A 20,357-nucleotide genomic window follows, 5' to 3' on the forward strand; every position below is an offset into this window, starting at 1 on the left:
AAACCCAATGGAGAATCTGGCGTTTGATGTCGGCTACGAAGGCTCCAGATTGGATGTCAACGGCAGGAACTTCTCGATCAACGGCTTCAATATCGGCGTTGGTTATCGTTTCTGATGAGTTGAACGCTGTCGGCCTCCCCATTGCGGGAGGCCGACAACCGTTACCCCTATTTTTCGATAAACCGCCCGCCACAAATATCTCAGGCTTTGCCCATCAGCGGATCGCTGACGCTATCCCGGCCGGTTTCCAGGCGGCCTGCCAGCCGCCGCTGCCAGCCGTGCGCGCTCTCTAGCACCAGATCGTACCAGCCGCCGCTGGACAGGGTATCGAAGGTCTGCCGATGGTTTTCGCCCGGCGGCAGTTCAATGCGCCACGGGCCGTTTTGCGTATAAGGGCAGCGGGCGATAGTGACGGTTACTGCCTGGTCGCCGGGGTTATTGAGCGCCAGTTCCAGGCTGCCGTCATGTGGAACCAAACGCACTTCCGGCTGCGGCCGTTGCAAGGTGCCGCGCAGCTCACGGTGGAAACCGTTGGGCCCCAGCAGCCAGAGGTGGTACTCGTCCGCCGTTTGCCAGTCATCGCTGACAGCCTTGCCGGCCTCTACGGTGTAACGACGCGGGATCTGGTCCAGATCCCGCTGATCGTAAACGTGAAACACCGCGCCCTGCTCACCGGTATTCAACAGATTGAGCGTCAGCCGTTTTTGTTCGGGATAGGCGCTGGCTTCGACATGCAACTGGTAAGGCAGTGCCCGGGAAGGGCGCGCCAGCCGCTGCTGATGCGGTAACTGCTGGCTGCCAGGCGGCGGCAACGGCACCTGCGGCAGTTGTTCCTGGCGCATGCGCAGACGGTCGGCGCCGCGGCGGGTGGTGGCCGGCAGCTTGGGCAAGGTTTCCCCGTTGGGATCGACAAAGTTGAATGCCGAGGTGAGATCGCCGCATACCGCGCGGCGCCAGGCGCTGATGTTAGGTTCATGCACCTGAAAACGTTTTTCCAGAAATTGCAGCACCGAGGTGTGGTCGAATACCTGCGAATTGACCCAGCCGCCGCGGCTCCAGGGCGACAGGATCAGCATCGGCACGCGTGGCCCGGGGCCATAGATGCGGCCATCCGGCGGCGGTTGCTCCTGCGAGCCGGGCGGAGCGACATGCTGGAATATCTCGGTGTCGAACGGCACCGTAGATTTGCCGGCGAAGCTGCCGTCTTCCCGCAGCGAAGGCGCCGAAGGTGAAGGCATGTGATCGAAGAAACCGTCGTTTTCGTCGTAATTTACCAGCAACACGGTTTTGCTCCATACCTCGGGGTTGTCGGTCAGCGCATTCAGGATCTCCTGGGTAAACCAGCCACCCTGAACCGGGCTGGAAGGCCCGGGGTGCTCCGAGTAGGCCGCCGGGGCGATTATCCAGCTCACCTGTGGCAGTTTGCCTTGCTGCACGTCGGCGCGAAAACCGGCCAGCATCGCTTCCAGATCGTTACCGTCGGCGGCCGGCAGGGTATTGCCGTTGCCTTTGTACAACGGCGCGCTGTCGTTCAACTCGTCGCGATAGGGCACAAAGGCGGTGAAGTCTTTCGGCGGTTGCGCCGGGTTGCCCACTTGAACGCTGGCGGCGCGGTACTGGCGAAAACCCGCCAGCGGGTTATCGGTGAAGTTATCCGGCAGGAATTGGTAAACCTTCCAACTGACGCCACTCTCCTCCAGCCGTTCCGGATAGGTTTTCCAGTCGTAGCCGACGCCGACCGGGCCGGGACTGTCCCACTCGTTGACCACCACGGCGACGTTGGCCGCCGACGGGCCGTTGGTGCCGGTCCAGTGGAACAGGCGGTTGGTGTTGGTGCCGGCGTGGATTGAGCAATGATAGGCATCGCACAGGGTGAAGGTTTCCGCCAGCGCAAACTGGAACGGCAGTTCGTGACGGCGGTAATAGCCCATCGAGGTCGGCGTTTTATAAGTGGGCCAGGCATTCATCCGGCCATGGTCCCAGGCCGACTGCTCATCCACCCAGGAATGCGGCGTGCCCTCGACGCGCTGAGCGTTGCCGCGCTTGCTGTCCAGATGGTAGGGCAACACCAGCCGCTCGGCGCCCTGCTGTTGCCAGACGTGGCGGCCTTCCGGCAGGGGAATGGTGATGCGATCGCTAAAGCCGCGCACGCCGGGCAGGGTGCCGAAGTAGTGGTCGAAGGCACGGTTTTCCTGCATCAGGATCACCACATGCTCGACATCCTTTATCGTGCCGGTGCGGTTATTGGCCGGTATGGCCAACGCCTTGCGAATCGAGGCGGGTAACAGTGAAAATGCCGATCCGATGGCGGCAGCCTGCAGTAACTGTCTGCGTGAAAAATGGGGCATGCGTCGTTAACTCCCATTAGCGGTGTGGTTTGAAGATAGTTGTTAACGACGGTAATGGCCAAAAATAACAAGGAGATGAATGGGGGAAATAATGCCCCCGGGTGAGGGCATTACAGGGCTGGCGTTTATTGTCTGATCAACCGGCCCAGGGTTGGTGCCGTTTCGAAATCACTGCGGAACGGGTTGATGTCCAGACCGCCACGACGGGTGTAGCGAGCGAATACGCTGAGTTTTTCCGGCCGGCAGTGTTGCTTGATGTCGTTGAAAATGCGTTCGACGCACTGCTCGTGGAACTCATTATGCTGGCGGAAGGAGATCAGGTAGCGCAGCAGGCACTCGCGATCGATTTTCCGGCCCTGATAATGGATCACCACGCTACCCCAATCCGGCTGGTTGGTGACCAGACAGTTGGATTTCAGCAGATTGGAGGACAACGTCTCCGTCACGATTTCCGCCTGTTCGCTGGCGGCACCGTGCAGATATTCCGGTTTGAAGTCAAAGTCATCCACGGCAATATCCAGGTCGTCAATATTGATGCCCGGCAGGTGGTCGATCTGCGATGAATAACCCTCTAACCCCGGATACAGCTTCACCCCGACTTGACCGTTGGCGGCCTGCGACAGATCTTTTTGCATCGCGGCGCTGACCTGTTCCACGCTGTCGAAACGCGTCTGGTTAAAGCTGTTGAGATACAGCTTGAATGATTTGGACTCGATCAGATGGGCTGAGGAATAGGGCAAGGTGAATTCGCCAATGCCGACCACCGGCTTGCCTTTGGCATTGAGCCAGGACAGCTCGAAGGCGGTCCACAGATCAAAGCCGTGGAACGGCAGATTCTGTTCATCTACGCCGATCAGATCCCGACCTCTTGCGCGTGGCAGGGCTTCGAGCAACTCGGGAGCATACTGGTCCGGGTAATCGGAGTTGGCGCCAAGATGGGTGATTTTATCTTGTTTGTTGATATGCATATTTATTGCTCCTTGCAAGATCGGTATTGATATAGCGGTTAAACAGGCTGCGGGCGGCGTAAATCGGCCCAACACCGACCAGGGCGTAGACTACCTTGATCAGGAACTGTGACAGGATCATGGTTTTGATGATATCCCAGCTCAGGACGTTGTAGAACGCCAGGGTACAGAACACCACGCTGTCGATGGCCGAGGCGACCACGGTGCTGGTGATCACCCGCACAAACAGGTAACGGGAGTTGGTCAGTTCCTTGATTTTGCACAACAGATAGGAATTGACGTTCTCGGAGATCAAATAGGCCGCGGATGAGGCTACCAACACTGCCATGATGCTGTGGACGATGCCGTCATAAGTCTTGCTGAATTCCCACTGCGGAATGCTCGGCACCAGCGTGGTCGCCCAGACGCCCAGTACAAAAATCAGGTTGGCCATAAACGAGATGATAATGGTGCGTCTGGCCAGTCGCAGTCCGTAAAACTCGTTCAGAATATCCACCAGGATAAAGGTGAGGGGGTAAATAAATATTGCCGGGGGCGTAATCAGGTTCAATGCGGGGATTTGAATCGGTTTGACGCCACACAGGGTTGAGAAGATATAAATCACGCTGAGCGCCACGGTAATGATCAGATAGGCATACCAGGATCGTTCATGACGATCGCTGAGCTCATAGGCGGTTTGCTGTTGGTTATTGCCGTAGATTTTGCGATAGAGCGCTTGCAACTCATGGCGGCTCAGATCTTCCGATATGTCGCTGTCGGCCAGTTCATTGAGCCCCATGGTAATGGTTTTACCGGTGGCTAAGACCATGACATTGGCAGCCAGAGTGCCATGATGAGTAAAACCCAGCAGTTTGAATTTTTGATTAGATTCCATTTATAGCCTTTCTCCAACGATATAACCCAGAAATCGCACGGTATCCTCCATGCCGTTATCTTCTTTGTCGTTAACCACAAAGAAGCCATTTTTTCCCGAGTGATACAATAAAGGCGAATCGCAAACCAGCACCGGCGGGCGTTTTATAATAATGACCTCGCCTGGGATAAATGAACCTTTTATTTCGGTTTCTATTTTCATTGCTACCATATTTGACTCGTCACCGAAGAAATAAGTCAAAGGGAAGGCTGTGACCAACTGCCCGACCTTCCAGGCGGCCACCGATAAATAGCGGGACTGGGGAATGACGGGGATAGCGGAAGGGTTTTTATTCCCCTCGGTGGAAAGCGTTTCGTTGAGCCGCTCCAGTTTTTCCAGATCATAGTCCTCGATCTCTTCGCAGGAAACGCCAAAGAAATCTGAGATCCGGTTAACGGTGGCCTGTTGCACATTGTTGACCCGGCCATCCAAGATTTTATAGAGGGTAGTGCGCGTCAGGCCGGTGCGGTTAGAGAAGGATGCCTTGGTTTCGCCCCGGGTACGCATCAGATATTCTATATTTTTAATGATGTTGATTTTGCGCTGAGCGTTGGTGGTCTTCATAAGCATTCCTTACAATATTGTTGCAGGCAGTACTATATCCTACGCACCGACATTGTCTACAACGGCCGCATTCCTTACGGTGATAAGCGCCTGATTCCCCTTTAAAAATAGATGCTATAAAATGAAATCATTCACCTAATTGATGCTTTAGTCATGATTAGCATGATAGGTAATATAAATAATTATATTTAAATCAATTTGTTATGCTGAGCTTTTGAAAAAGTGGACACAAAAGTGACTTTTATGTCCACTTTTATGTTGACCAGAGTGGTTTGGGTGGGCTACTGTTCACCCATACTGAAGTGTTTCTTGATGATCAAAACAGTTAAAAAAACGGTCATTAACGGCTTCTATAATAAAAAACTCAGAGGGGAAGTGTTTCCGTTCTCTGAGTAGTAAAGGATGTTTTAGCAACTGGCACCAGGGAATTCCAATCACGTCTCCAGCTTTAAAATCGCAATTTTAAACCTACCGTAACTCCAGATGCCAGTCGGCTGTCCAGCCGACCGATATCTATTTTATTGCGTCAGGCCATTAAAGCCGAACCCCACCTTATTTTTCTCTTCGCTCAGTCCTGCCCGGAAAGAACCGGACGCATAAAGCTCCGTTCATAACTGATGATGCTGCGATTGCGTTTTTCCAACTCATAGGCAGCGCAACATTCTGCATCTGCGGCCATTTTTATGCGGTATTCCTCGTAGGCGGCCAGGCTGGGAAAACTGAATAACGCCAGCGCGATGTTATTGGCGCCTTCCGACGGCAAAAAATAACCGTGGTGCGTGCCGCCCATGCGATTGACCAGGGGGATCCATAAACGGGCGTATTGCTCAAATTCGGCGATTTTATACGGATCTAAAACATATCTTAGGGTGCAGGTGATCATTCGGGGTTCTCCTCACTCCCCGCAAGCGGGGAGTGTTGGTATGATTCGGGCAGACCGGATTACGTCAGTTTTTGTGAGGGTACCGGCTTCTGATAACGGCCTAGCGCCAATTTTAATACCCAATATAAGAGACTGGCGACCAACAGTGAATTGATTGTTGGCACGCCCCACTCGGTAACCAGCCCAACGATGCCGCCCACAATACTGGCGATAATCGCCGTCCAGCCAATGGTCGGCGTTTGGTCGGGCAATTTGCCTGCCTGTCGGCTCTCATCCAGAATTTTGCGGTGGGTGCGCAGCAGATAATAATCCACCAGCATGATGCCGATAATCGGCGGGAACACCACACCCAGCACCGTCAGGAAATCGACGAAGCGGTCCAGGATCCCCAGCACGGAAAGCGTGGTGCCCAGCACGCCGATAACCAGCGTGGTGGCGGTGTACTTGAGCCTTTTGCCGGTCATGCCTTCGACGGCGTTGACGATGCCGAGCGAGGACGAATACAGGTTGAGATCGTTAACCCTCAAGGTGGAGAACACCACGACCAGCAGGCCTGCGCCGCCGGCGGCCTGAGACATGATGGTCACCACATCCGCCGTACCGAGCGTTTTGGCGATCAGGATCGCCAGGCCATTGACCACGAACTCACCGGCGACGATGGTGAAAATGGTCACGCCAAACACATGCTTGCCGTTTTTGGAATAACGGGTCAGATCGGGGGTCATCAGGCTCGCCACGATGGCGCCGCCGACCACGATGGTGATGCCGGCGCTGATGGTCAGCGGCTCTCCCGGCGGCACCAACTGGATGATCTCCTGCAGGTTATGGCCGGAGAGGACGGTGATGGAAATATAGGCCACCAGCATGATGAACATCGGCACCGCAATGCGGGCGGCAATGCGCAATGCCTTGAAGCCAAACGCCACCAGAATCGTCAACAGGGTACCGGACAGGCCGGCGGCCAGGCCAAAGCCCAGTTTATTGCCCAGGGCGAAATCCAGCGATTTGGCGAAGATGGCGTTTTGTATGCCAAACCAGCCCAGCAGGCTAATGGCCACCACCACCCCGATCAACACCGAGCCCAGGCGGCCGAAACCGCACCAGCGGGCGAGCAGGCTGCCGGAGATCCCTTCGCGCATGCCCGCCAGCCCAAGGCCGTAGGTCACTACGCCAAAGATCAGGCTGCCGATGAAAATGGCGATGAACGCATCGAACAGCGTCATGGAGTGGCCGAGCACCGCCCCAAGCATAAACTGGTCCAGTGCGGTCAGCATGCCCATATGCACGATGGCCACGCTTAAAAAGGAGACTCTTTTATCCTGCGGTACCCGCGTTAACGGGTAGTCTTCAATCTTGATCACGATAAGGTATTCCTTGCTATTCAGATAAACTGGATGCCTTTTGCTATCAGGCGATCGGGAATATAGCTGTCCAGACGCGCATATTTGCAGAACTCCTCAAACTGCTGCTGTGTATGGACGTCAGATTTCTGATAGATGTTATATATTCTATTTTCTATCGTTTTAGTGCTGATGTTATATATTTTGGCGATCTCTTTCACCGACAGCCTTTGCAGCATTAAAAATATAACGTCGAGCTCGGCTTGGGTGAAAATACTACTGTTCACTTCGGTGGTCAGCACACTGGGTTTCTGCTGGTTGATGTATTTTAGCGGGGATAGCGTGTTAAGCGGTTTGGCATTCCACATCACCCCGAACACCTGTTTTTTATCATTGTAAATGGGCAGTTTTTCGCTGATAAAGGGTGTCAGGCTGTCTTTTCCGTACCAATAATGCGTTTCTATTACGGCAACCCGATCCCGCGACATTTCCGTCATCTTGTCGTGTTCTATAAAGTCGTCTGCGCAGTCGGCCCAGTCGGCGGGAAACTCATCGTCCCGTTTTCCGGCTATATCAAAACTCAACGGCGTATTGGTATAGAGGTAGGCGGCATGGTTCATATAGATATGACGGGATTCCAGATCCTTAATGCCCCAGGGATCACTCAAGTGCTCCATCATGGCAATAAGACCCTTCAAATAAAATTCATTATTTTTATCGGGCGAATCCATTCTGACCTCACCGATTAGAATTGGGTTAAATTTCTTTCGCCAGGTAATGACGCGTATGCTTTTTGGCATAGCCGCCTAAATTGCCGTAGACCTGATAACCCAATTTTTCGTAAAAGCCCCTGGCCTGGAAGTCGAACGTATCGACATAAGCCATGTGGCACCCTCGTTTACGGGCCTCTTCTTCCGCTTTTTCCATCAATTGGCGGCCATAACCGCTTTTGCGATGAGCATCGCTGACCCAGAGATATTGCACTTCAAGGCCGCCCCACCAGGTTCTGGCCACCAATCCGGCGACGATTTTACCGGCGTCATCGGTAACGGTCAGAAACAGTGGGTGGATGTCTACGGGTTGATAATTTTCGTTGTGGGCCCAAAGGCTGTCGATAACGTACTCTTCGTCCTGTGGGTTTGGCTGGTCCGTCACATTGATATTCATGGCAGTAATATACTTTCCCTTAGTAATAATTTGCGTTGAAATTAAATGAAATCCGCCCAACTAGCTTAACTATCATTTTTCATAATGTATTACAAGGGTGCTTTTCACCCGTTCCCGTCAGGCATACCTGCGGTTATATTGAACGTGACGGGGCCAACAATAGCGTAATACACGCATAAATAGCGATAGGCCCTGCCTCAGTAACCTATTCCTATTGCGCCTCACCAGGGCCTCACCAGGAACGTCGATCTGCAGTTCAAGGCTCCACCGGTAGAGCAAGCTAACTTGCCAAAGGGGAGCCGCTATCTTCCGTTGTTTTACATTATCCCGCTCAAAGTTAAATGTTCAGACGTTGCTGCCGTCAGTTAGCGCGCAACAGAATCACGCATATACTTATCGGCCTTATTATTTTCCATAAATATAAGATTTACGCATTCCTTACACTTTCAATACGGTTTATGACTTTTATTGTTTGCGTTTATATAAATACCCGGCAACTCATCTTTAAAAAATAATTTTATTCTTTAAGAGGTGAATTTCTGCATGGTCAGAACGCAATATTGCATTTTTATTATATGGGGTTATTTATTAAGATGTGCACCGCTTGTCATCGCAAGCTTCGTGATATTGGTTCTGCTCTGGAACACCTCCTTTGACGTGATAAAAAGGAGGTTTTTTCGCTTTGCCGGCAAGTTTACAGGCGAAGACGTGCACCCCAGTCACTTGGTTTACCAAGCTCCCGGGGATGAACGGCTTTGTCGCCGAGATGCAACGCCAATTATTTGGGGTATAACCTCGTTGTATTCGCAAAAATAGACGCCTGACAATCAAGATATAAACAATGATTAAACCGCCAGTGCGTCATAGTTTTTACGCCGGTAATTGACCGCCGACAGCACCCAGAACAAGACAAACAGCGCAATAGCGGCGTAGCCGACGCTGCCCATGTTGTCATTGAGCAGCGCGATGCCATCCCAAAGGGTGCCGTGCAGGTTCAATTTTTCGGCCAGCAGCCCCAATCCTTCCAGGCCACCAATCAACACCGCAATCGCCACGCTGGTGGCGGTGATGGTCATGTTGTAATACAGTTTGCGCACCGGTTGGTTGAACGCCCAGCCGTAAGCGCCAATCATGACGAAATTATCCAGCGAATCCACCAACGCCATACCGCTGGCGAACAGCAGCGGGAAGATCATGATCGACCAGACCGACATGCCTGAGCCGGCCCCGGCGGCGGAAATGCCCAGCAGGCCAACTTCGGTGGCGGTATCGAACCCCAGCCCAAACAAAAATCCCACCAGATACATATGCCAGCTTTTATTCACGGTATTGAAGGTCACGCGGAACAGCCGCGTCATCAGGCCACCGTGCTGGTGCGCCAGGGCACTCTCCGTCAGTTTTTCGCCCCTTTTCACCCGGCGGAAGGTGCGATAAACATCGCGCAGAATCAGCCCGTTGAGTACCGCCATCGCCAGCAGGAACAGCGAAGAAATCAGCGTGCCGAGGGTGGAGCCGTAGTCATGCAGCCAGCCGATGCGGCTGCCGAACGCCAGCGAGGTGGCGGCGATGGCCGCGCAGGCCAGAATCACGATGCTCGAATGCCCGAGCGAGAAAAATGCGCCGACGGAAACCGGCCGTTGGCCCTGTTGCATCAATTTGCGCGTCACGTTATCGATAGCGGCGATGTGGTCGGCATCCACCGCGTGGCGCAAGCCGTAGCTGTAAGCCAGCAGCGCGGCGGCCATCAACGCCGGGTGCTGATGAAATGCGGCAAAGGCCGCAGCCCAGGCCAGCAGGTTAACGGCGATCAACGCCAACAGCAGCCAGAAGGCGCGGGTATTTTTTTGGAAGAACTCAGGGTAATTCATGTTGCGTCCTGTCAGAAAAAGAAGAAGAAAGCGGGGATTGTTGCGCACAGGCGACTATCGCCTGGCCGAATGCCAGCCCGCCGTCGCCGGCGGGGATGCGTTGTGGCAGCAGGACCTGCAGCGGCGCCAGATGATGCACCAACCGTTGGCGCAGCAGGCGGTTGTGCAGTACGCCGCCGCTCAGCGCCACCTGTTTGATGCCGTACTGCGCGGCAAAATGTTGGGCCAGGGCGGCGAACCCTTGCGCCAGCGCGTCGTGAAATGCCCAGGCGCGCTCGGCCGGCGGTGTGCGCCAGCCAAGCCATTGCGGCCAGAAGGCGGCGAGATCGAGCAAATTGTCTTTGAGCGGCAGGTGCAGCGGGTGGCGGCAATGGGTTGCCTGATGCGCCAGTGCTTCCAGCCGGCAGGCCGCTTCGCCTTCCCAACTGAGTTGCAAGGGCGCGCAGCCTAGCGCGGCGGCGGCGGCGTCAAATAACCGACCGCACGACGACGCCTGCGGGGCGTTGATGCCGGCGTCGATCGCTTTCAGCAGCGGTTGCCACGGTTGTTGCAGCAAAAACTGCGTTTCCGGCAGCCGTTGCCAACCGTCGACAAAGCGCGCGCAGTGCGCCAACAGGTTGCGCCACGGCTCTTGCGCGGCGCGATCGCCGCCCGGCAGCGCCACCGCCGGCAAACCGCCGAGCGAGCGGCAGTGGCGGTAGTCCACCCGCAAGCATTCGCCGCCCCACAGCTGGCCGTTTTCGCCGTATCCCAGGCCGTCCAGCGCCAACCCGATGACCGCGCCGCCGTCGAGCGGCCACTGGTGCTCCGCCAGGCAGGCCGCCAAATGCGCGTGATGATGCAGCACCTCGGTCAACGGCACAGATTGACATTGCGCCCAGCGGCGGCTGGCGTAACCCGGGTGCGCATCGGTGGCGATGCGCTGCGGCCGGCAGTGATACAGCGTCAGGAAATGGGCGATAGCGTGTTGCCACTGTTGTTGAACGTCTTCCTGCGCCAGATTGCCGACATGCTGGCTGAGGATCGCTTTGTCGCCGCGCACCAGGCAGAAGGTATTTTTATTGTCGCCACCGACCGCCAGCAGCGGCGGTTGAACCGGGAAACCGGGCGGCAGCGGCAGGGCATCCGGCGCGTAACCGCGAGAACGGCGTAGCATCTCGGTGTCTTGCGGTTGCTGTCGCAGCACCGAATCATCGGCGCGTTGCAGGATCTCGCGGTTATGCATCAGCCACAGATCGGCAATGCCGGCCAGATCCTGCAGCGCCTGTTCGTTGGTTAACGCCGGTGCGCGCCCGGCGGCGTTGCCGGAGGTCATCACCAGCGGGCGTCGCACCGCTTGCATCAGGAGATGATGCAGGGGGTTGGACGGCAGCATTATGCCCACTTCGTCGAGATGCGGTGCAACGGCATCGCACAGCGCGGAGTGGGGCCGCTGTGGTACCAGGACGATCGGCGCCGCCGGGGAAAGCAGCGTTTCGCTCAGCTGCGCCAGCGAGTGGTTGCCGGTGCAGCGCGCCAGCCAACTGACATCCGGCAACATCACCGCCAGGGGTTTGCCCGGCCGCCGTTTACGGTTGCGCAGGCGCATCACTGCGTGCTGATCGGTGGCGTCACAGGCCAGATGGAAACCGCCAATGCCCTTGATGGCGACGATTTCGCCGGCGCATAACAGCGCCGCCGCCTGTTGCAGCGCCATATCCGCCAGGTTGATGGCTTTGCCGTCGGCGTGGCAGCTGAAAAGCTGCGGCCCGCATTGGCTGCAGGCCACCGGCTGGGCATGAAAGCGCCGGTCCTGTGGCGAGTGGTATTCCCAGGCGCAGTGCGGGCACAGTGCGAACGGCGCCATGCTGGTCGCCGGGCGGTCGTAAGGCATATAGCGAATCAGGGTGAAGCGCGGGCCGCAATGCGTGCAGTTAATGAAGGGATAGCGGTAACGGCGATCGTGCGGATCGTTCATTTCACGCAGGCAGTCGGGGCAGGTTGCGGCGTCGGGAATGACTTGCGTGTCCATTTGGCTTTGCCGGCTGCGGCGAATGGCAAAGTCCTGCGGCGGCTGCAACCAGGTGAAGGGACGCAGGCCGATATTGTCAATCCGGGCCAACGCCGGCGCCTGGCGCTGCAGCATATGCAGGAATATATCGATATCCACCGGTTGTACCAGCCGAATTTCGACCCCGGCGCTGTCGTTCCAGACTTCGCCACGCAGGCCGAGGCGCTGCGCCAGTTGCCAGACAAAGGGGCGGAATCCCACCCCCTGCACCTTGCCGCTGATGCGAAGCAATAATCCTGACGGCGATTTGGACATCTTACCCACCCGATAAGTAGGGGACGAACAGGTTCGTCCGAGGTTAATAACAAAGTGGTCTTTGAGTCCGAGATACCCGGGCCTAGCGCACCGAGGGGCCATTATGGGACACATCCCTGTGTCCCACCCTGCGGGCCGACATGAAGTCGTTCCAATTTGCTCCCGGCAAATTGGTCGACGGCCAAGGCCGTTACGACCCCTTCGGCACGCTCTCCCTAATAACGGGCTTGGTCAGCTATCTGGGACGAACAGGTTCGTCCCGGTTTGGCTAACGGTCACATCACGTCTTCCACCGCCCTGCGCAGGCGGGCTTTCATGTCGCTGTAGCTTTGGCTGGCGTAGTTTTCCGCCCAGTTTTGATCGCCAATCGCTTCGAGCTTGACCGCGCAGTACTTGGTTTCCGGCGTTTTGGATATCGGATCGAGGTTTTCCTGCGTCAATTCATTGCAGGCGCCAATCCACCACTGATAGGTCATGTACACCGCGCCCAGGTTAATGCGCTCGTTGTAGTTGGCGCGGGAGATCACCTTGCCGCGCCGCGAGGCGACCCACACCAGTTGCTGATCGCCAATGCCCAGAGCGGCGGCGTCTTGCGGGTTGATTTGCACGAAGCCCGGTTCGTCCGCCAGGGTTTGCAAGGCGGCGCAGTTACCGGTCATCGAGCGGCAGGAGTAGTGGCCGACTTCACGCACCGTACACAGCACCAGCGGATAAGCGGCGTCCGGTACTTCTGCCGGGGCGCGCCAGGTGGTGGCGAACAGCTGCCCCTTGCCGGACGGGGTGGTGAATTGATTGCCCTGATACAAATACGGCGTGCCTGGGCTGTCGAGCGTGGTGCAAGGCCATTGAATGTGGCCGAGCTCGCCCATTTTTTCGTAGGTCGCGCCGTAAAACAGCGGGCACAGCTCGCGCATTTCATCCCAGATTTGCTGGTTGTCTTCGTAATGCATCGGATAGCCCAGTTCGGTCGCCAGCAGGCTGATGATTTCCCAGTCGCGCTTGACGTTGTACTGCGGTTCGATGGCTTTTTCGAAACGCTGGAAACCGCGATCGGCGCACGAGAACACGCCGCCGTGCTCGCCCCAGGAGGTGGATGGCAGGATCACGTCCGCTTGTTCGGCGGTTTTGGTCATGAAGATGTCTTGCACCACGATAAACTCAAGCGCATCGAACGCGCTGCGCACCAGGCTGAGATCGGCTTCGGTCTGTAACGGATCTTCCCCCATGATGTAATAGGCTTTCACTTTGCCTTCGTGCACCAGGTGCGGCACTTCGGTGATGCGATAACCGATATCCGGATCCATACCGGCGGCGTCAATGCCCCAGGCGGCGGCGAATTTGGCGCGGACGGCAGGGTCGGTAACGGATTGATAGCCGGGGAATTCGTTTGGCAGCACGCCCATGTCGCAGGCGCCCTGGACGTTGTTCTGGCCGCGCACCGGGCCGACGCCGACGTTGGCGCGCCCGAGGTTACCGGTCAACAGCGCCAGGCTGGCCAGCCCTTTGACCACATCCACCGCCTGGCCGAACTGGGTGACGCCCATGCCCCACATGATGGTGGCGGAAGGGGCGCTGGCGTAGGTGCGCATCGCCTGACGGATTTGCTGGGCGCTGACGCCGGTCAGTTGTTCCACCGTTTCCGGCGCGTAATCGGCCACTTGCTGGCGATAGGCGTCGAAGCCTTCGGTGTATTTCGCCACATAATCGCGGTCATACAGGTTTTCTTCGATCAGCACGTGGCCGAAGGCGTTAACCAGCGCCATATTGCAGCCGTTATTGATTTGCAGATGCTGATCGGCGATGCGCGCGGTTTCAATACGGCGCGGATCGCAGACCACGATTTGCGCGCCTTTCTCTTTGGCTTTCAAGACCCGACGGGCGACGATCGGGTGCGAGTCGGCGCAGTTGTAGCCGATGATCAGTAAACATTTGGAGTTTTCGATATCGCCGATCGAGTTGCTCATCGCGCCGTTGCCCAGCGTGGCTTGCAAACCGGCGACCGACGGGCCGTGACAGACGCGGGCGCAGCAGTCGACGTTATTGTTGCCGATCACCGCGCGGGCGAACTTCTGCATCACATAGTTGGTTTCGTTGCCGGTACCGCGTGAGGAGCCGGTGTGCATAATGGCGCGTGCGCCGTGTTGCTGCTTGATGGCTTTCAGCCGCTGCGCGGTGTAGCGGATGGCTTCGTCCCAACTGACCGCTTCAAACTTGCCGCCTTTTTCACGGCGGATCAGCGGTTGCGTCAGGCGCGGCGTCAGCAGCTTGGTATCGTTGAGGAAGTCCCAGCCGTAGTAACCCTTCAGGCACAGTTCGCCCTGATTGGTTGCGCCGTCGGCGGCTTCTGCGCGAAGGATTTTACCGTTATCCACCACCAGTTTCATTTTGCAGCCTGCGCCACAGTAAGGGCAGACGGTCGTGATTTTTTTCATTGGTTCAGCTCCTAAAACAGAGACGACAGGTTGTCGAGCGCGGCACGGCGGCGTTTCTCGGCGTTCATTTCCTGCAACAAATTGCGGTCAACGCAGTGCAGCGCTTTGGTGGGGCAGGTTTCCATACAGGCCGGGCCGGCGGCGCGACCGGTGCACAAATCGCACTTGTGGGCTTCGGCTTTGTCGCTGATGGCCGTCAGTTGCGCGCCGTTCTGGCGGATCACCGGGCGGGTGATCACCTCCATGGCGCCGTAGGGGCAGGCCACCACGCAGGTTTTGCAGCCGATGCAGCGTTCCTGCATCACCAGCACCATGCCGTTTTGGCGGCTGATGGCACCGTTGGGACAGACGTTGGCGCAGGGCGCGTCTTCGCACTGGCGGCATAACACGGCGGTACTGACGTTAACGCCTTTAATCACGTGTAGCCGTGGGGCGAAGGTGGCGGCGGTCAACGCCGAAATGTCCTGGGTGGCGCTGTGCGCCATGACGCAGGCGATTTCGCAGGTACGGCAGCCGATGCATTTCTTCGGATCGGCGATGATGAACCGGTTCATCAGGAACTCCTGGTTTACGGGGTTGGCGGTGGCGGTATGACAAGGTCTATACATAAAGCGTGCCAATCCACTAATAACAATAAAAACAAAAGGTTAGTTTTTTTGGTGACGAGCGAGCCGACAAAAATGACGATGACGATGTCAGGCCGTCGTCACGGTTAATGTCGAATAGCCGCCGTGGGTCTGCCAGTGACCCAGGCGCTGATGCAGGGTTTTCACCGCCTGCTGCACTGCCGGGCCTATGGGGTAGTAAAACGCCACCACCTCCGGTTGAATGCCGATGAAGGTAATGTCCGGTATGTCGGCACGCAGTTGGTCGATCAGGAAGCTGAGCGGCATGTTGTGGGTGGTCATGATGAACATTTCGGCGATATCCGCCGGATCTATCACCCGGGTTTCGCCCGGTGCCAGCCCCATGTCGGTAGCGTCGACGATCACCAGCCGCTGTGGCCGCAGTTGGCGAATGGCGTGAATGTCATTCTCCGGCGCCGCGCCGCCGTCGATCACCGTCCAGCCGGCGGGCGGGGCTGCCTGGCACAGTTCCGCCAGCAGCGGGCCGGCGCCGTCGTCGCCCATCAGGCAATTGCCGACACATAACAAAACGCTATCCATGGTGCCTCCTGACCATCAGATAAATCGCCGGTTCGTTTTCGATGGACTGCAACAGGGCGATTAACCGTTGGCTCCAGTTTTGTTGCTGCGGCGTCATTTGCCCGGCGGCGCGGCTCAGCGCGCTGGCCAGCAAATGGGTGTGGCTGCTGTCGATGCAGATTTCGCCAAAGCGTTCGACGCCGGCCAGTTTGCGCCTGGCGGCACCCTCGGCCGGCAGGTGCGCAATCCAGTCGCGAAACGCCGCCAGCGGGCAATCGAGCCTGGCCTCCAGACAGTCGATCACCCCCAGGTGATGGCCGATCGCCAGGCTGTAATAGATCACTTCCTGCGCCTTGGGGGGCGCTTTCTTTTCCTGCACGAACTTGCGGCTGAGGGAATAAAACGTCACGTGGCAGACCGCGCTCATAGCCGTAACTCCCCTTGCTGTACGCGCTGATAAAGGGCCAACAGATGACCGACGATCTCCGTCAGGCGCGGGTCGTCTTGCCGTTGCAAATACGCCGCCACGCGCTGTTCCGCCGTTTGCGTGTCGGTGACGGCCAGCAGTTGCAGGAAGTGATCGGCGATTTGCCGACCGTAGCGATACCCGGCCAGGCGCCGTGCTTCGCGATCCACCGCCACGCGCAGCGGCTGCGGCAGTTGCGGGTGCAGCAGCGCGGTGGCCTCGCCTTCGGTTTCATCATGCTGTTGGCGGTGGATTTTCTGTTCGAGCAGGCCGAGAGCCATGGCGAAGCCGTAAATCGTGGCGGCGGGCGTCGGCGGGCAGCCGGGGATATACACGTCAACCGGTACGATGCGGTCGGTACCGCCCCACACGCAGTACAAGTCGTGGAAAATGCCGCCGCTGTTGCCGCAGGCACCGTAGGAAATGCAGATTTTCGGATCCGGCGAGGCCTGCCAGGCGCGGATCGCCGGGATGCGCATCGCACGGGTGACCGCGCCGGTGAACAGCAAAATGTCGGCATGGCGCGGTGAGGGTACCACTTTAATACCGAAGCGTTCGGCGTCGAACAGCGGCGAAATAGCGGCGAAAATCTCGATCTCACAGCCGTTGCAGCCGCCGCAGTCAACGCGATAGACATAGGCGGAGCGGCGGATGTCTTTCAGCAAGGTGGTTTTTAGCTGGGCGATGCTGTCGTCGAGAGTTATCGGCACCGGCTGCCCGTTGGCGTCACGCGGGCCAATCAGCGTCTGGTTCATTGGGCGACCTCCCGGGTCAAATGGCGGCCGACGTCGATACGGTCGGCCTGGGTCAGGCTTTGCAGCTGTTTGCAGGCGGGGCAGGTTTCGAACTGTTCGCGGCGCTGCTCGCCGAGTTCGAGCAGCGCCAGGGCGTAATCGATTTCTTTCTGCGGGGCATAAGCCTTGCCGCATTGGCGGCAGTGGCAGAGGGCGAAATCGGCGCTTTCGAGCAGATCTTCTTTGCGCCACACCGCCAGTTCGAACTGGTTCGACAGGCGAAGGGCGGTCGTCGGGCAGACTTCTTCGCAGCGGGCGCAGAAAATGCAGCGGCCCAAAAAGAACTGCCAACGGATCACGCCGTTTTCGACATCGGTTTCCATGGTCAGCGCGTTGGACGGGCAGGCATTGGCGCAGGCGCCGCAGGCGATGCATTGCTGCGGGGTATACTCCGGCTTGCCGCGAAAATTGGCGTCCACCGCCAGCGGCTGCGCCGGGTAGGCCACCGTGGCATTGCCGGTTTTCAGCACTTTTTTAATCAGTTTCAGCATGGTGTCGTCCCCTTAAAACGGTGCGTTTTTCCGCTCGATGCCGTAGCGCTCGATTTCCTTGTACGGCACCACGACAGACTTGCGTTTGCGGATATCGACTATGGTCATGCGGTCGGTGCAGGAATAGCAGGGATCGAGGCTGCCGATGATCAGCGGGGCGTCGGAAACGGTATTGCCGCGCAGCATAAAGCGCAGCGTCGGCCAGTTGGCGTAGGTGGCGGCGCGGCAGCGCCAGCGGAACAGTTTCTGATTGTCGCCGGTCATGCTCCAGTGAATGTCGTCGCCGCGCGGCGCTTCGGCAAAGCCCAGCGCGAACTTGTGCGGCATATAGGTAAAGCCTTCCACCGCCAGCGGCCCGGCGGGCAGGCATTGCAGGCCGAATTCGATGATGCCGAGCGAGTTGAACACTTCGTGAATACGCACCTTCAGGCGCGAATACACGTCGCAGCCGGTTTCGACGCACAGTTCCACCGGCAGCTTGGCGTAACCGGCGAACGGATGATCGAGACGGGTATCTCGGCGGTGGCCGCTGCCGCGCAGCATCGGCCCGACGTTGCTGTAATCGCGCGCGATCTGCGGATCAAGCCGGCCGACGCCGACGCTGCGCTGCTCGGTATTCGGCGTGCTGAGCAGAATATCCACCAGATCCTTGAGCTCGCTGCGCATCTCTGCCGCCAGCCGCAGGGTTTGCAGCATGTCGTCTTTCAAGATGTCGCGCCGAATGCCGCCAATCAGATTCAGGCCGTAGGTTTTGCGCGCACCGGTGAGGATTTCCGCCATCTTCATCGATTTCTCGCGCACGCGGAAAAACTGCATGAAGCCGCTGTCGAAACCGACGAAATGGCAAGCCAGGCCGAGGTTGAGCAGGTGGCTGTGCAGCCGTTCCACCTCCAGCAGGATCGAGCGGATCATTTGCGCCCGTTCCGGCACCTGAATGCCCATGGCGTTCTCCACCGAGCTGGTGTACGCCACGCTGTGGGTAAAGCCGCAGATACCGCAAACCCGGTCGGACAGGAAGGTCACTTCGTTATAACCCATGCGCGTTTCCGCCAGTTTTTCCATGCCGCGATGGACGTAGAACAGGCGATAATCGGCGTCGATAATGTCTTCACCGTCGACGAACAGGCGAAAATGGCCCGGTTCGTCCGAGGTGATGTGCAGCGGGCCAATCGGCACCACGTTGGCTTTGGTGCCGGCTTCGCTGACAAAGGGATAGGTTTCGACGTCGGTGGTCGGCGCCGGCCGCTGGCGGTAATCCATCGCGTCTTTACGCAGCGGGTAAAGGTCATCCGGCCAGTCGTCCGGCAGCACCAGACGCCGTTCATCCGGCAACCCCACCGGGCGCAAACCGTACATGTCCCGCACTTCGCGCTCGCCCCACACCGCCGCCGGCACCCGTGGCGTTACCGACGGGAACTCCAGCGTTTGGGCGTCGACTTCGGCGCGCACGGTGATCCAGCATTTGACCCCTTGCTCCATCGACAGCACGTAATACAGCGCATAGCTGCCGCACAACGTGCGTTCGTCGTTGCCGAACAGCACCGAAAGCCAGCCGCCCTGCTGGTAATACAGCCATTCCACCACCTCCGGCAGCGCATTCAGCTTCACCGTTACCGTGAGCTGATCGGCGGTTTGCCATTCTGCCGCCAGCACGGCTGCCGGGAATTGTCGTTGCAGCGCCGTCAGATAATCTTGGCCCAGATGTTCAGTAATCATGATGTTCCTACTTGTGAATTAGCTGACGACCAGCCAGGAAACCAGCGCCAAAAATGCCAGGCCGAAGCCGGCCCAGGTGGTGCGAGCGGTTTTTAAAAAGCGCAGCCGTGCGACGCTGTTTTCCACGACGGCGACGGCCACCACCGCCAGCAGCAGCTTGCACAGCGATAACGCCAGCGCCGCCGCCAGCGCGGGCAGGGTCAACGCAGTGGCCTGGCCCCAGGGCACGAACACGCCGATAAACAGTTGCAGCACCACCAGTTGCTTCAGGTTGATGCCCCACTTGAGCATGCCGAGCGCCGCACCCGCGTATTCGGTCAGCGGGCCTTCCTGCAATTCCTGTTCGGCTTCCGCCATGTCGAAAGGCAATTTGCCCATTTCGATAAAGGTGGCGAAACCGCAGGCCAGCAACGCCAACAGCAGCGGCGCGCTGGCGTACAGCGGCCAATCCGCGACGCACTGGCTGATGGCGCTGAGTTGGGTTGAACCGGCGACCAGCGCCGCCACCCACAGGCCAAGCAGCAGAATCGGCTCCACCAGAATGCCCAGCACCGCTTCGCGGCTGGCGCCAATGGCGGTGAAGGGGCTGCCGGTATCCAGCCCGGCGATGGCAAACACGAAGCGCACCACGGCGAACAGATAAATCAGCGTGATGACATCGCCGATTGCCGGCAGCGGAGAGATCTGCAACAGCATCGGCAGCGCGCAGGCAATGGCCAGCAGTGTGCCGGTCAGCAGATAAGGCATGGCGCGGAAGGCGATTCCCGCTGCCGCAGGGGCGAGGGATTGACGTTTGAGCAACTTGGCGATGTCGCGGTATTCCTGCAACACGCCCGGCCCGCGGCGGCTGTGGAGGCGGGCGCGCAACTGGCGGCTGACACCGGCAAACAGCGGTGCGATGGCCAGCAGCAGCAACGCCTGCACGATGCCAATCAGTAAAGTGGGATAAGTCATCAG

General features: G+C 57.9%; 18 protein-coding genes and 1 pseudogene. 1 reads left to right on the forward strand and 18 read right to left on the reverse strand.

What is annotated here, in order from left to right:
* Window positions 1-115, forward strand: a pseudogene (locus SPL01S_RS25700) (Ail/Lom family outer membrane beta-barrel protein); the annotation flags it as partial.
* 85 nt (window positions 116-200) lie between these two features.
* Here SPL01S_RS25700 and SPL01S_RS13005 read toward each other — a convergent pair.
* The 18 genes from SPL01S_RS13005 to SPL01S_RS13090 all read right to left on the reverse strand — a co-directional run bounded on the left by SPL01S_RS13005 (window position 201) and on the right by SPL01S_RS13090 (window position 20,354).
* The gene (locus tag SPL01S_RS13005; protein ID WP_063200339.1) at window positions 201-2,348 is read right to left on the reverse strand and encodes a phosphocholine-specific phospholipase C; all 2,148 of its coding nucleotides are present in this window, start codon (window positions 2,346-2,348) and stop codon (window positions 201-203) included.
* A 125-nt stretch (window positions 2,349-2,473) separates the two neighbouring features.
* Window positions 2,474-3,316, reverse strand: a complete 843-nt coding sequence (gene queF, locus SPL01S_RS13010; protein ID WP_063200343.1) for an NADPH-dependent 7-cyano-7-deazaguanine reductase QueF — start codon at window positions 3,314-3,316, stop codon at window positions 2,474-2,476.
* Window positions 3,294-4,190, reverse strand: coding sequence for a queuosine precursor transporter (locus tag SPL01S_RS13015; RefSeq protein ID WP_063200346.1), 897 nt, complete (start codon window positions 4,188-4,190; stop codon window positions 3,294-3,296). Before SPL01S_RS13015 ends, queF begins: the two co-directional genes overlap by 23 nt.
* Complete coding sequence (locus tag SPL01S_RS13020; protein ID WP_062868706.1) at window positions 4,191-4,793, reverse strand: helix-turn-helix domain-containing protein; 603 nt, start codon at window positions 4,791-4,793, stop codon at window positions 4,191-4,193.
* A gap of 568 nt (window positions 4,794-5,361) precedes the next feature.
* Window positions 5,362-5,676: an NIPSNAP family protein gene (locus SPL01S_RS13025; protein ID WP_004948175.1), complete on the reverse strand. Its 315-nt coding sequence runs from the start codon at window positions 5,674-5,676 to the stop codon at window positions 5,362-5,364.
* Between the two features lie 59 nt (window positions 5,677-5,735).
* Window positions 5,736-7,037 (reverse strand): cytosine permease, encoded by a 1,302-nt coding sequence (locus SPL01S_RS13030; RefSeq protein WP_063200350.1) that lies wholly within the window; start codon window positions 7,035-7,037, stop codon window positions 5,736-5,738.
* A 20-nt stretch (window positions 7,038-7,057) separates the two neighbouring features.
* The gene (locus tag SPL01S_RS13035) at window positions 7,058-7,747 is read right to left on the reverse strand and encodes a helix-turn-helix transcriptional regulator (protein ID WP_004948170.1); all 690 of its coding nucleotides are present in this window, start codon (window positions 7,745-7,747) and stop codon (window positions 7,058-7,060) included.
* Between the two features lie 25 nt (window positions 7,748-7,772).
* Window positions 7,773-8,183: a GNAT family N-acetyltransferase gene (locus tag SPL01S_RS13040; RefSeq protein ID WP_004948166.1), complete on the reverse strand. Its 411-nt coding sequence runs from the start codon at window positions 8,181-8,183 to the stop codon at window positions 7,773-7,775.
* Window positions 8,184-9,028: 845 nt separating this feature from the next.
* Window positions 9,029-10,051, reverse strand: a complete 1,023-nt coding sequence (locus tag SPL01S_RS13045; protein ID WP_063200353.1) for a HoxN/HupN/NixA family nickel/cobalt transporter — start codon at window positions 10,049-10,051, stop codon at window positions 9,029-9,031.
* The gene (hypF, locus tag SPL01S_RS13050; RefSeq protein WP_063200356.1) at window positions 10,038-12,356 is read right to left on the reverse strand and encodes a carbamoyltransferase HypF; all 2,319 of its coding nucleotides are present in this window, start codon (window positions 12,354-12,356) and stop codon (window positions 10,038-10,040) included. The genes SPL01S_RS13045 and hypF overlap by 14 nt, the downstream gene beginning before the upstream one ends.
* A gap of 275 nt (window positions 12,357-12,631) precedes the next feature.
* The gene (fdhF, locus tag SPL01S_RS13055) at window positions 12,632-14,788 is read right to left on the reverse strand and encodes a formate dehydrogenase subunit alpha (RefSeq protein ID WP_020439813.1); all 2,157 of its coding nucleotides are present in this window, start codon (window positions 14,786-14,788) and stop codon (window positions 12,632-12,634) included.
* A gap of 11 nt (window positions 14,789-14,799) precedes the next feature.
* Entirely contained in the window at window positions 14,800-15,342 is a 543-nt protein-coding gene (hydN, locus tag SPL01S_RS13060; protein ID WP_020439812.1) for an electron transport protein HydN, read from the reverse strand.
* Window positions 15,343-15,483: 141 nt separating this feature from the next.
* On the reverse strand, window positions 15,484-15,954 hold the full coding sequence (gene hycI / locus SPL01S_RS13065) for a hydrogenase maturation peptidase HycI (protein WP_063200359.1): 471 nt from the start codon (window positions 15,952-15,954) through the stop codon (window positions 15,484-15,486).
* Window positions 15,947-16,360, reverse strand: a complete 414-nt coding sequence (locus SPL01S_RS13070) for a formate hydrogenlyase maturation HycH family protein (RefSeq protein ID WP_063200362.1) — start codon at window positions 16,358-16,360, stop codon at window positions 15,947-15,949. Before SPL01S_RS13070 ends, hycI begins: the two co-directional genes overlap by 8 nt.
* Window positions 16,357-17,154: an NADH-quinone oxidoreductase subunit B family protein gene (locus SPL01S_RS13075; protein ID WP_063200365.1), complete on the reverse strand. Its 798-nt coding sequence runs from the start codon at window positions 17,152-17,154 to the stop codon at window positions 16,357-16,359. Before SPL01S_RS13075 ends, SPL01S_RS13070 begins: the two co-directional genes overlap by 4 nt.
* On the reverse strand, window positions 17,151-17,684 hold the full coding sequence (locus tag SPL01S_RS13080) for a formate hydrogenlyase complex iron-sulfur subunit (RefSeq protein WP_062868693.1): 534 nt from the start codon (window positions 17,682-17,684) through the stop codon (window positions 17,151-17,153). The genes SPL01S_RS13075 and SPL01S_RS13080 overlap by 4 nt, the downstream gene beginning before the upstream one ends.
* 12 nt (window positions 17,685-17,696) lie before the next feature.
* Complete coding sequence (locus SPL01S_RS13085) at window positions 17,697-19,400, reverse strand: hydrogenase large subunit (protein WP_063200368.1); 1,704 nt, start codon at window positions 19,398-19,400, stop codon at window positions 17,697-17,699.
* Window positions 19,401-19,418: 18 nt separating this feature from the next.
* Window positions 19,419-20,354 carry a respiratory chain complex I subunit 1 family protein gene (locus SPL01S_RS13090; RefSeq protein ID WP_063200371.1) on the reverse strand — a complete coding sequence of 312 codons (936 nt, stop codon included), beginning with the start codon at window positions 20,352-20,354 and terminating at the stop codon, window positions 19,419-19,421.
* Window positions 20,355-20,357: the final 3 nt, after the last annotated feature.

Source organism: Serratia plymuthica NBRC 102599, from assembly GCF_001590925.1.
GTDB classification, from domain to species: Bacteria; Pseudomonadota; Gammaproteobacteria; order Enterobacterales; family Enterobacteriaceae; genus Serratia; species Serratia plymuthica.